At 63.5% G+C, this 12082-nt stretch carries 13 protein-coding genes; 10 read left to right on the top strand and 3 right to left on the bottom strand.

Going from position 1 to position 12082, the window contains the following annotated elements; genetic code table 11:
• The first annotated feature begins 76 nt into the window (after nt 1-76).
• From ACFODV_RS00795 to ACFODV_RS00830, 8 genes are all read left to right on the top strand, one after another.
• Nucleotides 77-628 carry a lipocalin family protein gene (locus ACFODV_RS00795; protein ID WP_379753178.1) on the top strand — a complete coding sequence of 184 codons (552 nt, stop codon included), beginning with the start codon at nt 77-79 and terminating at the stop codon, nt 626-628.
• Between the two features lie 4 nt (nt 629-632).
• Nucleotides 633-1634 (top strand): succinylglutamate desuccinylase, encoded by a 1002-nt coding sequence (locus ACFODV_RS00800; protein ID WP_379753180.1) that lies wholly within the window; start codon nt 633-635, stop codon nt 1632-1634.
• 227 nt (nt 1635-1861) lie between these two features.
• Nucleotides 1862-2632: an ABC transporter ATP-binding protein gene (locus ACFODV_RS00805; RefSeq protein WP_379753183.1), complete on the top strand. Its 771-nt coding sequence runs from the start codon at nt 1862-1864 to the stop codon at nt 2630-2632.
• 12 nt (nt 2633-2644) lie between these two features.
• The gene (locus ACFODV_RS00810) at nt 2645-3346 is read left to right on the top strand and encodes an ABC transporter permease (RefSeq protein ID WP_379753186.1); all 702 of its coding nucleotides are present in this window, start codon (nt 2645-2647) and stop codon (nt 3344-3346) included.
• A gap of 1 nt (nt 3347) precedes the next feature.
• Nucleotides 3348-4076, top strand: coding sequence for an ABC transporter permease (locus ACFODV_RS00815; protein WP_379753189.1), 729 nt, complete (start codon nt 3348-3350; stop codon nt 4074-4076).
• A gap of 140 nt (nt 4077-4216) precedes the next feature.
• Complete coding sequence (locus ACFODV_RS00820) at nt 4217-4984, top strand: transporter substrate-binding domain-containing protein (RefSeq protein ID WP_379753192.1); 768 nt, start codon at nt 4217-4219, stop codon at nt 4982-4984.
• Between the two features lie 272 nt (nt 4985-5256).
• Nucleotides 5257-6651 carry an ethylbenzene dehydrogenase-related protein gene (locus ACFODV_RS00825; protein WP_379753195.1) on the top strand — a complete coding sequence of 465 codons (1395 nt, stop codon included), beginning with the start codon at nt 5257-5259 and terminating at the stop codon, nt 6649-6651.
• 1 nt (nt 6652) lies between these two features.
• Entirely contained in the window at nt 6653-7204 is a 552-nt protein-coding gene (locus ACFODV_RS00830) for a hypothetical protein (protein ID WP_379753198.1), read from the top strand.
• A gap of 81 nt (nt 7205-7285) precedes the next feature.
• Here ACFODV_RS00830 and ACFODV_RS00835 read toward each other — a convergent pair whose 3' ends face one another.
• Genes ACFODV_RS00835 through purE form a run of 3 tightly spaced genes read right to left on the bottom strand, consistent with a single transcriptional unit; the run spans nt 7286 to nt 10204 of the window.
• Complete coding sequence (locus ACFODV_RS00835; protein WP_379753201.1) at nt 7286-8488, bottom strand: cation:proton antiporter; 1203 nt, start codon at nt 8486-8488, stop codon at nt 7286-7288.
• A 54-nt stretch (nt 8489-8542) separates the two neighbouring features.
• The gene (locus ACFODV_RS00840) at nt 8543-9658 is read right to left on the bottom strand and encodes a 5-(carboxyamino)imidazole ribonucleotide synthase (protein ID WP_379753205.1); all 1116 of its coding nucleotides are present in this window, start codon (nt 9656-9658) and stop codon (nt 8543-8545) included.
• Nucleotides 9659-9685: 27 nt separating this feature from the next.
• Complete coding sequence (gene purE, locus ACFODV_RS00845; RefSeq protein WP_379753208.1) at nt 9686-10204, bottom strand: 5-(carboxyamino)imidazole ribonucleotide mutase; 519 nt, start codon at nt 10202-10204, stop codon at nt 9686-9688.
• Between the two features lie 233 nt (nt 10205-10437).
• Here purE and ACFODV_RS00850 point away from each other — a divergent pair, with 233 nt between their 5' ends.
• Together ACFODV_RS00850 and ACFODV_RS00855 are read left to right on the top strand one after the other, a co-directional pair.
• On the top strand, nt 10438-10953 hold the full coding sequence (locus tag ACFODV_RS00850) for a hypothetical protein (RefSeq protein WP_379753211.1): 516 nt from the start codon (nt 10438-10440) through the stop codon (nt 10951-10953).
• Between the two features lie 427 nt (nt 10954-11380).
• Complete coding sequence (locus ACFODV_RS00855) at nt 11381-12079, top strand: winged helix-turn-helix domain-containing protein (protein ID WP_379753214.1); 699 nt, start codon at nt 11381-11383, stop codon at nt 12077-12079.
• Nucleotides 12080-12082 lie beyond the last annotated feature (3 nt).

Genomic DNA, 12082 nt, shown 5'->3' on the forward strand with positions numbered 1-12082 from the left:
CCGGCCCGTCGCTCTCCCCCATGCTGCAAAGGTCACAGCCGTCCGCTGACGACGACATTACGCCAAGGAGCTTTACATGCCTCACCTTCCCCTGCTGGCCACCCTGGGCGCTGGCTTGCTGCTGGCCGGCTGTACCGGCATCCCCAAGGGTACCCAGCCGGTCACCGGCTTCGAGCTCGACCGCTACCTGGGCGAGTGGTACGAGATCGCCCGGCTCGACCACTCCTTCGAACGCGGGCTGGACTGCGTCACCGCCGACTACAGCCTGCGCGACGACGGGGGCGTAAGGGTGCTCAATCGCGGCGTAAAGCTCGACGAGGGCGAGGCCAGCGAGGCAGAGGGGCGCGCCTACTTCATCGGCGACGAGGACGTGGGCCGGCTCAAGGTGAGCTTTTTCGGCCCCTTCTACGGCGGCTACAACGTGCTGGCCCTGGATGACGAGTATCAATGGTCGCTGGTGGCAGGACCGGACCGCGACTATCTGTGGATTCTGGCTCGCACCCCGACCCTGCCTGATGCCACCTACCGCGCCCTGGCAGAACGTGCCGAGCGCCTGGAGTTCCCGGTCGAGGAGCTAATTAAGGTGGAACAGGGCCAGGCCTGCGCATCCTGGCGCATGGAGTCCTGACACAATGATCGAGAAGCCCATCGAGAACTGGCTGCAGGAAAGCCTCGAAGAGGCCGAGCTGCCGACCTTGGGCCAACTGCCCGGTGGACACTTCCGATGGCACGGCCATGGCCTGCTGGAACTCGTACCCGACCAGCCCGGGCCTGCCGCCCGGGCCTGCGTGTTATCGGTGGGCATCCACGGCAACGAGACCGCCCCCATGGAACTGCTCGACGGGCTGATGGGGCGTCTGGCGAGGGGGGAACTGCGACTCGGCGCCCCCACTCTGGTGATCCTCGGCAACCCGGAGGCGACACGCCAGGGCGTGCGCTTCATCGGCACCAACCTCAACCGCCTGTTTCGTCCCGACCTCCCTGAGACCGGCAGGGAAGCCGATCGCGCCAGGGCGCTGATGGACGCGGTGGACGCCTTCTTCGCCCGCCACACCGGGCTCGCGCGACTGCACTACGATCTGCACACCGCCATTCGCGACAGTCACTACCCGCGCTTCGTGGTCAGTCCCTTCACCGAGCGAACTGCTGTGAAGGCCGAGCAGTGGCGCTGGCTAGCCGCCGCCGAGATCCAGGCGGTACTGCACCAGCACCGGCACAGCTGGACCTTTTCCCACTACAGCAAGCACTACCACTGTGCCCAGGCGTTTACTCTGGAACTGGGCCGCGCCCTGCCCTTCGGGCACAATGACCTCCCATCCCTGACCCCAGTGGCGGAACTTCTGGCGGCGCTCCTCGAAGGGCGCGAACCTCCCCGGGCGCCACCCGGACGGATGGCTTTTTTTCGAGTTGAGCACGAGCTGATCCGAGAGTCCGTGGCGTTTCGCCTCGCCTTTCCGGACGACACGCCCAACTTTACGGCTTTTCCTCCCAAGACCCTGTTGGCCGAGGATAGCCAAGCCGGGGAGACCCGGGTCGGCGCGACACCACTGGCCGTGGTCTTTCCCAACGCCTCGGTAGAGGTCGGCGCCCGCGCCGCCCTGCTCGTGCAGCCGGAGCCACCGCCGACGGAGTAGGTCTCCGCTCAGATGCAAGGGTCAGCATCGGCAGAAGAAAAACCTTAAAACAACCATAACTGGAGAGTAAAATCATGCTCCTTTGCCGATCCGCACCAGTCCCACACTGCGCGACCGTGCGCCATCACGCCCCGGCCAGCTGGCGTGTGCGCCGTTGGCATCGCCCCTGCCGAGCGCCGCTTGCCCACGGCGTGTCGCCGCGGCGACCCTGATCCGGAGCCTATTTCATGGCCGAAACCCCGATTCCACTGGAAGTACGCAACATCAAGAAGCGCTTCGGCGATACAGAAGTCCTCAAGGGACTGTCGCTCTGTGCCCAGAAGGGAGACGTGATTACCCTGATCGGCGCCTCTGGCTCCGGCAAGAGCACCTTCTTGCGCTGCATGAACCTGCTCGAGCAGCCCGACGAGGGCGACCTGATCGTCCACGGTGAGGAGATCCGTTTCAAGCAGACTCGCCACGGCCGAGAGCCCGCCGACTGGAAACAGGTGGTGCGCATGCGGGCCAGGCTCTCCATGGTGTTCCAGAGTTTCAACCTCTGGGCCCACATGACGCTGCTCGAGAACATCATCGAAGCGCCGGTACACGTGCTCGGCAAACCGAAGCAGGAAGCCGTCGAGCAGGCTCGCGCCCTGCTCGAGCGCGTGGGCCTCACCGCCCGCGCCGACGCCTACCCGGCCCAGATGTCCGGCGGCCAGCAGCAGCGTGGCGCCATCGCCCGGGCGCTGGCCATGGACCCGGAGGTGATGCTGTTCGATGAACCCACCTCGGCGCTGGACCCGGAGTTGGTCGGGGACGTTCTAAAGGTGATGCGCGAACTCGCCGACGAGGGGCGCACCATGATCGTGGTGACCCATGAGATGGGCTTCGCCCGGGACGTCTCCAGCCAGGTGATCTATCTGCACCAGGGGGTAGTGGAAGAAGCCGGCCCCCCGCGGGAACTCCTCGAGAGCCCCCGGTCGCCGCGCCTGAAGCAGTTCCTGGCCCCCAAGTACTGAGCGGAGAGCACTATGCTGGATCTTCATGGCTACGGCCCGCGGCTGCTGGAAGGCGCCGGCGTCACCCTTCAGCTGGCGGTGCTGTCGCTGGCGCTGGCTGTCCTGCTGGGGCTACTGACCGCCAGCGCCAGGATGTCCCGCCACTGGCTGCTGCAAAGGCTCGCGACCCTCTACACCACGGTCATCCGCGGCGTGCCGGATCTGGTCCTGATGATGCTGCTGTTCTTCGGCGGCCAGATGGCGCTCAACGTAGTCACCGATGCGATCTACGACCGCTTCGGCGTCGACTGGTACGTCAACCTCAACGCCTTCGCCGCCGGCGCGCTGACCATCGGTTTCATTTTCGGCGCCTACATGGGCGAGACCTTCCGCGGTGCCTTCATGGCCGTGGACAACGGCCAGATCGAGGCCGGCAAGGCCTACGGCATGAGCCCCTGGCTGGTGTTCCGGCGTATTCGCTTCCCGCAGATGATGCGTCACGCCCTGCCCGGCATCTCCAACAACTGGATGGTGCTGCTCAAGACGACCGCGCTGGTCTCGGTGATCGGGCTCACCGATATGGTCCGGGTGGCCGCCGAGGCCTCACGGGCCACCCATGAGCCCTTCACTTTCCTGATCCCGGTAGCGGTCGTTTATCTGCTGATCGCCAGCGTTTCGGAGTGGCTCTTTGTGTGGCTCCAGAAGCGCTACAACGTCGGCTACGGAGGACACTGATATGCCGGACATCACCCTCTGGTTCCAGGACCTGCTGGCCGGCAACGTCATCTTTACCCCCCAGACCATCGGCTACTACTGGGACGGCCTGGTGACCACCACCCAGCTGGTGTTCCTGTCGTTGGTGATCGGCCTGGTGCTGGCCGTGCCGCTGGCCATCGGCCGCAGCTCGGGCCGGCGCTTGATCAGCCTGCCGATCTACCTTTTTACCTACGTGTTCCGCGGCACGCCGTTGCTGATACAGCTCTACATCATCTACTACGGCGTGGTGTTCTTTGACGGCATCCAGGAGACCTTCCTGTGGCCGATGTTGCGCGAGGCCTTCTACCCGGCGCTGATCGCCTTCACCCTCAACACCGCCGCCTACACCACCGAGATCTTCCGTGGCGCCATCAAGGCCACCGCTCGCGGGGAAATAGAGGCGGCCAGAGCCTACGGCATGTCGAAGGCCCTGATGATGCGCCGGATCATCCTGCCCAGCGCCTTCCGCCGCGCTCTGCCCGCCTACGGCAACGAGGTCATCTTCATGCTCCACGCCAGCGCCATCGCCAGCGTGGTCACCCTGATGGATCTCACCGGCGCGGCGCGCTTTGTCTACGCGCGCTTCTATGCCCCCTTCGAGGCCTTCCTGTTCGTGGCGGCGATCTATCTCTGCCTGACCTTCACTATCCTCTATTTCTTCCGCTGGTTGGAGAAGCGCCTGCTGGCCCACCTCCGGCCTCAAAGCTGAGCCACGGCGAGCTGACCCGAACCCCAGCGTCAAACATACGTTTAAAAATCCAACACCTGAGGCTTTCAGGCCTGCGGCGGCTGGGCTAGAGTCGACCCCGTAGGCACCTCGGGTGCCGCCTCATGACAAGGAGTGACTGAATGAAGAAACTGCTGACCGTCTCGATCCTCGGTATGGCCATCGCTGCCGGCACCGCCCAGGCCCGCGACTACGATCATGTGCGCATCGGCGTTGACGTGCCCTATGAGCCCATGGAGTATCGCACCGCAGACGGCGAGCTGACCGGCTTCGACATCGACCTGGGCAACGCCCTGTGCGCCGAGATCGGCGTGACCTGCGAGTGGGTCGAACAGGAGTGGGACGGCATCATCCCCGGCCTGCTGGCGCGCAACTACGACGCCATCATGTCCTCCATGTCGATCAACGATGAGCGCCGCCAGACCGTGCTCTTCTCCGACTCCTACATCACCATCCCCGGCGCCTGGTTCGCCCCAGAAGGCAGTGAGCTCTCGGAGGTCAACGAGGAGACCCTCGCCGGCAAGAGCATCGGCGTCCAGCGGGGCACCACCTATGACAACTTTGCCACCGACAACTACGGGCGTATTGCCACCGTCAACCGCTACTCCACCGCGGACGACATGGTGCTGGACCTGCAGGCTCAGCGACTGGATATCGTCTTCCTGGAATTCGTGGTCGGCCAGGCCACCCTGCTCAACAGCGAGGACGGCGACTACCAGGTGGTAGGCGGCATGGTCAGCGAGCCCGCAGAGTACTTCGGTGAAGGTTTCGGTATCGCCTTCCGACAGCGCGATGAGGCCCTGGCCGAGCGTTTCAACGAGGCGCTGGCCACCCTGCGTGATAACGGCACCTACGACGAGATCCACGCCAGGTACTTCGGCGAGGAGTGATCTTCAACTCTGGGCATCCGTCCAGGCAGTCAACAGCGGCCTCGCAGATGCGGGGCCGCTTGCGTTTTTAACACCAGGATCGAACAGCAATGACCCGGCGCTATGCACGGTCTGTTCAATAGCCCCCGCCCCGTGTCAACCATCGGTCTCAACCTGCAAGCCCTGCGGCGTGTTGCCGCACTTATGTTGATTTGTATCAGGACATACTTTTCAAGCGGGTCCACACTGAAAGGGCACAATAATACTTTGTCCCTTTTAGAGCAGGAGTTCACATGGGAACACATGACAAGGGAACAGGGCCCTGGCTGGTCCTGGGGCTGCCGATTGCCCTCGGATTAGCCTGGGTCACCCAGGGTACCGGGGTGATCGAAAACGACCTAGAGCGTAATATCGCGATCCCGGAAACGCTGACATTTCCATTGCAGGTGCAGGCCGCCTACAACAACACCAACATGTTCTTCCGCTACCGCTGGCCGACAGATAACCCCGGCATCCTTCACGACATGCTGGTCTATGAGGGTGGCGAGTGGGTTCGCAAGGGCCGTGGCGTCGCGGGCTCCGTGCCCGACGGTCTCCAGGAGGATCGCGTCACGATGCTGATGGACGACGGCAGCGTGCCAGAGTTCAGTCGCTACGGTGGCTACATGACCATCGGGGCAGGGGCCGTTGGCTTCACCGACGAGGCCCCGGAAGAAGTGTCCAAGTCGCTACCGGCGACCCGAATGGATCTCGGCGACTGGGCCAGCCGCCAGGCGCCGGAGACCCTTCAGGCCCAACGTGAGGCAGGCTACTTCCTCGACCTCTGGCACTGGCGCTCCCATCGCGCCAACCCGATAGGTCTCTCGGATGACCAGTGGGTCGGTGAAGCGCGCAGTGGCGACGAGGGCCGTAGCCCCTACTCCACCAATTGGGACGGCGATGCCGGCCAGCCACAGTGGATGTTCTCACCGGAGCAAACTGACCAGTACGCCATGCGCTGGGAGGATATCGTATCCGGCAACCTGGACTTCGACAGCCTTTACTACCTGGCCGAGGTCTTCGCGGTTCCCTTCGACCCGGACCATGACTGGCAGGAAGGCGACACCATCCCACGGCGTCTGCTTCGCGAAACGGCCGGCTCTCGAGGCGACATCATTGTGCACGAAGGCCCTGCCCGCTGGGCCGACGGCTACTGGGACGTGACCCTGGTTCGGGCCCTGGATACCGGCAACCCGCTGGATGACAAGATCCTGCAAGACCAGGGCCTTTACTCGGTGGCCATGGCGGTACACCGCGACGCCACCGCAGGGCGCTGGCACCACGTTTCGCACCCCTACTCCCTGGGACTGGGACGTGACGATGCCGACATTACCGCCAACCGCTTCCAGGGCCGCTCGCCTGACTGGTCCAATGACTGGAAAGAAGTGACGCTCTTCTATCCTGGTCAGGTCAACTGGCCGCTACTGGTCAGCCAAGCCCATGCGGGCGCCGAGGATATCGCCGAAGGCACGCCGGTGCGAGCACGTCACAGCGAGAAGCAACTCGCCCTCTACGGCGTGGAGATGGAGTTCAACGACACCATCATCCGCCAGTGGGGCCTGACACTCTTCGCCGGGCTGCTTGCCATGCTCGGCGTCACCCTCGGCCTGCTGCCGAGCTTCACCCGCCACCGCCAGGGAGGTCGCTGACATGGCCGCCACACACCATATGCTCATCCACTTCCCGCTGGCCTTCTGGGCGCTCGCTACCCTGATGATCCTCTACGGCGCGGTGATGACCGGCCGACTGGCGGAACTCTGCCGCGCGGCCCTGCTGCCAGTGTTGGTACTCAGCCTGCTGGGCGCCCTGGCCGGTATCGTCAGCGGCTTCTTGATTTGGCCTCTGGAGGCCAACCTCTACAGTCCGCTGGCTCGCAACCACATCCTGATGGCGTTCTGGTCGCTGGGCATCTTCGTCATGCTCACCGCCCTGGTGTGGCGGGCCGGGGAGGCCGCCTTCGACGGCGCCCGTCGCTGGGCGCTGGTGATCCTGGCGCTCATCGGTGGTCTCTTCTTCGCCACCGCCGGCACCCTGGGTGGCCACCTGCTGGGCTCCTCCACCGCCTTCTCGCTGATCATCGATCTGCTCGGCTGGGAGGTTTACACCACCTTCTATAGCCCGATCTGGGTCGTCGCCGTCATGGTCATCATCGGCGTCGCCCTCGGAGCCCTCGGCATCATGAGCCAGAAGAAGGAAAGCTGATACCACAGCTGACAACTTATAGAGAAAGGAAGAAAAAAGGCCCCGCTTCGGCGGGGCCCTTGCGTTGCTAGGGGAACTTACTCAGCGCAGCACCTTCTTGACCAGCAGAGGCCCCAGCATCTCGAAGACCACGGTCGAGCCGACGACCGCCGACAACAACATGGGGCCGTGCTCCGGAAAACGCTCGGCAGCAAGCAAGGCCATGCCCATCGCTACCCCAGCCTGAGGTGTCAGGGCCAGGCCGATATTGCCCGGGAGATCGGCCTGGCGCTTTCGAGCCAGACGTACGCCGAGGAGTCCCCCCAGATAACGGCCGAACAGGCGCAACAGAATATAGGCAAGCGTCAGGCCGAGGGCATCGCCGAAGCGGTAGAGATCGATGCTGGCCCCCGACAACACGAAAAAAAATACCAGGAAAGGCCACTCGATCAGCTCGATCTCGTTGAACGAGCGCGTGTGGTGTCTGGAAAGATTGGCCACCAGGGCCCCGGTGACCATCGCCGCCAGCAGGGACGAGACCCCTAGCCAGGATGAGATACCGGCAAGCAACAGGATCAGAGCCAGTGCTTCCAACTGGGTCGGCTCGCCCCGGGCCAGGCGACCCGTCAACCAGGCCGCGGGCAACCCTATCGCGGTTCCCAGCAGTATCGCCCCGCCCAATTCCCAGGCCGCTTCGAGCAGTGCCAACTCACCATCACCGGACAGCATCCACCCCAGTATGGCCATGGCAAGCCCGAAGACCACGATACCCCAGCCGTCATCAATGGCGACGATACCCAGCAGCAGGCGAGCCCGTAGCCGGGTATCACCACTGGCACGCACTGTTTCCTGCACGGCCGCAGGATCGGTCGCCACCGAGATGGCCGCCAGTGATACCGCCACTACGACCGGGAACCCCAATGCCAGCAGACCGACACCCACCGCCAGGGTCCCCACACCTATCACCGAGATCGAGACGATCAGGATCAAGGGTCCGAGACTGCGCAGGCGATCCAGGGTCAATTCGCCACCGAGAAGGAAGGCAACCATCACCAGAGCCACCTGGATCAGCGGCTCGCTGAGCCCGCCCAGCGGAGCCCCCCCCTGCTGACCCAGAACAACCTGCTGGACCACCGCCACGCCAACCCCCACCAGCACAAGCAGCGAGATACGCGGCAGGAATGTCCTACGAGCCACGACATCGGCCAGGATGCTGATGGAAAGCATCATCCCCAGCAGCATCAGGGTAACCGAGGAAAGACTCGGATCAACGGGCAGCCAGGAGAGGGAGTCGGGTAGGGTCACCTTGTCGCTTCCTAGTCGGTGGATGTCTTGCTGCTGTCGGCGAGAAAGTCCGGCCTACTCGAAACTGAAGCGCGGCACCGGGGCATCGGGCAGCAGAGCCGCGCAGGCGCGCACCCGCTCCATCAGCACCTTGTGGGTGGGCGCCATCAGGTTGACGTGGGCCAGCTTGCGGCCAGGGCGCTCGCTCTTGTCGTAGCGGTGAAGGTGAGCGTCGGAAATTGCCAGAATCTCGGCAGCATCGCCCTCGCGGCCGATGACGTTGACCATGCAGGTGGGCATGCGGGCGGCGGTGTCGCCCAGGGGCAGCCCCTGGATGGCCCGCAGGTGGTTCTCGAACTGGCTGGTCACCGCACCGTCCATGGTCCAGTGGCCGGAGTTGTGCACTCGGGGCGCCATCTCGTTGGCCAGCAGGACCCCATCGCGGGTCTGGAACAATTCCAAAGTCAGCACGCCCACATAGTCGAGTTCGTCGAGCAGCGCACGGATATAATCGTCCGCGGTCTGCTGCACGCTGTCATCCAGATCCGGCATGGGTGCGATGGAGTAGCGCAGGATGCCGTCCACATGCTGGTTCTCGGCCATGGGGTAAAAGACCACCTCGCCGTCGCGGCCACGCACGGCGATGATCGATACCTCGCGCACGAAGTCGACGAAGGCTTCGACGATCAGCTTCGGGTGGTTGATGGCACGCCAGGCCTCCGCCGCCTCGCCGGGGTCGCGCAGCACCGCCTGGCCCTTGCCGTCATAGCCTTCGGTGACCGATTTCGCCACCACCGGGCAGCCCAGCTCTCGGGCCGCGGCCTCGAGCTCGTCGGCGTGCTCCACCAGGCGGTAGGCCGGGGTGGGAATGCCCAGGCGGTCGAACAACGCCTTCTCCTCGGCGCGGTTCTGGCAGACGCGGATCGCTTCGCTGGAGGGGTAGACCGGCCTGACCTCCTCGATGGCCTGGACCAGGGAGACCGGCAGGTGCTCGAACTCATAGGTGACCAGATCCACCCTGGCCAGGAAGTCCTCGAGAAGGTGGTGCTGGTCCGTATGGATCATCACCTCGCCGATCCCCGCGCTGGGGTGGCCGGTGGTATCCAGGAAGGTGAAGCGGTTGGCCAGGGGATAGCCTGACAGGGCCAGCATACGACCCAACTGGCCGGCGCCGAGGACTCCGATATTCATGATTGGCTTCTCACTCGTCGCTTGCGATCAGGAATTGGGTTGCGGGTCGGGCCGGGGATCAGGATGGTCGAGCACCGTGCGGGTCTGCTCGGCGCGGAACGCCTCCACGGCGGCGCGCACCGCTTCGTCCTGCAGGCCGACGATCTGGGCCGCCAGCAGGCCCGCGTTGGTGGCACCGGCCTTGCCGATCGCCAGGGTGCCCACGGCAATGCCGCCGGGCATCTGCACGATGGAGAGCAGCGAATCCAGGCCCTTGAGCGCCTTTGACTCCACGGGCACACCGAGCACGGGCAGCGCGGTCTGGGAGGCCACCATGCCGGGCAGATGCGCCGCTCCGCCGGCACCGGCGACGATCACCTGAAGGCCCCGCTCGGCGGCACCCTTGGCATAATCGAACAGCAGGTCCGGGGTGCGGTGAGCCGAGACCACGCGGGTCTCGCAGGGCACGCCCAGACGTTCGAGCATCGCCACGGCGTGTTCCATCACCGGCCAGTCGGATTTCGACCCCATGATCACGCCAACCTTCGGCGACTGTTCGGACTGCATGGACGGCTCCTCGGCGACTGCCTGTTCATATTAAAGGGCACACGATAACGTGTGCGAATCAGGAAAGCGGCACATTCTAGCCGCGCCGACGCTCGCCGTCATCTTGACCACTCAGTCTGTCTCTGTTTGACGACACTGGTTTTCATGCTCCCTGCGTCGTTGCCTGCTATGGTCGTAGCGGTAAACCAGCCAGGATACGCCCCCCTCAGGGAACTCAACGAAGGAGATTGACCATGAAGCGCTCACTGATTCTTGTCACGGCACTGGCCGGCTCACTGATCCTGGTCGGCTGCGATTCGGGCAGCGAACCCAGCACACAGGAAGATACCGTAGAACAGGAGGCCCAGCAGGCCGCTGAAGCGACAGAGCAGGCTGCCGAGCAGGCCGCCGAAGAGACCCTCGAAGCCGCGGAGGCAGAAGCCGAGGAAGTCGGCGAGACCCTGGGTGACGCGGGTGAAGAAGTCGCCAGTGAAACCGAAAGTGCCCTGGACGCCGCCAGCGACGCCACTGCCGATGCCGTCGCAACAGCTCGCGATGTCACTGCCGATGCCATCGAAACAACTCGCGAGGTCACCGCCGACGCCGTGGAAGCTACCCGTGAGAAGGCAAGCGAGTTGATGGACAACGCCAGGGAGATGACCTCCGGCACGGCCGATGCCACTGATGAAGCCGCCGACTCCTCTCAGGAGGACGTTGATGCCACAGCCGAGGCGGACGTCGAGGTCGAGGCGGACACCTCCACCCAGTAACCTTTCCCGCCGCAATGCATAAAGGCCCGCCCTGCATGACCTGGCGGGCCTTTGTCGTGTTGGGCCTTCCGGTGAGTCAGCTGGACAGCGATGCCCGAGCGCTTGACATGAATCAACCTTCAGCCACTGAGTACTGGCAGGTAAAGCTAAAATCACTATCATATTAGAAGATATATCGCCTACCGCCAAAAAGCTGGCCATAGCATCTTGGGAGGACGCCACTATCTCGCAGTCGAACTGATGACCGGCTCCAGCCAAGGAACTCGATTCATGTGCCTCGATCCTCGCAACCAAGACAACCCTGCCCCAGGCAAGTTAATTCGCATCGAGAAGTCACTTGGCTAACTGGATTGATGCCTGATTGATGCTTAGAACCAGTGACTGACTCATTCCTGACTCAGACAGGGTGATTGCGAGTATTAAACCGATGAAGCCACAACCCAGCATCCTTATTACCGGCCAAAATTGTCACGATCATCAAGATCTGATCGTGCTGCTCGGTAACTGCGACCTCGATGTCAAACTCGAACCTGATGCCGAGCATTCTGCCGATCACATCAACGGATCGCGACCGGCCGTCATCGTGCTGGACACCAATATGCCGCCACCCGGCGGAAACAATTTAGTGGCGACGTTGAGCCGGGCGAGCACGTATGGAGTTATTGTCCTCTGTACCAAGGCTGACGCCACCGACTGCATCCTAGGCCTGGAACTGGGCGCTGATGATGTAGTCGACCGCCACCGCGACCCACGCGAAATCGCTGCTCGGATTCGCCGTCTCATGGTCCGTGGTCAAACGCTACTCAGTGTCACTCAGGGTCAGAGTGACATTGTATTTTCCGATTGGCGTCTCAGTGTCGAAAGGCGCGAACTTCTTGATGCCAGAGGTAATCGAGTCCACTTGACCCGCGGAGAGTTCGACCTGCTGGCCGCCCTCGCTTGCCACCAGGGCAAGGTGATGAGCCGCGACCAGCTGCTGGACCACATCAGTCATCGGGAGTGGGCGTCCAGCGACCGCACGGTCGATGTTCTGGTGAATCGTTTACGCCACAAAATCGGCGACAGCCCGCGCGAACCTCGCCACTTGGTGACGGTGCACGGCGTTGGGTATGCCTTCAGTTTTTAACAT

Origin of the sequence: Halomonas tibetensis (assembly GCF_042643535.1) — a bacterium.
Classification (GTDB): Bacteria; Pseudomonadota; Gammaproteobacteria; order Pseudomonadales; family Halomonadaceae; genus Halomonas; species Halomonas tibetensis.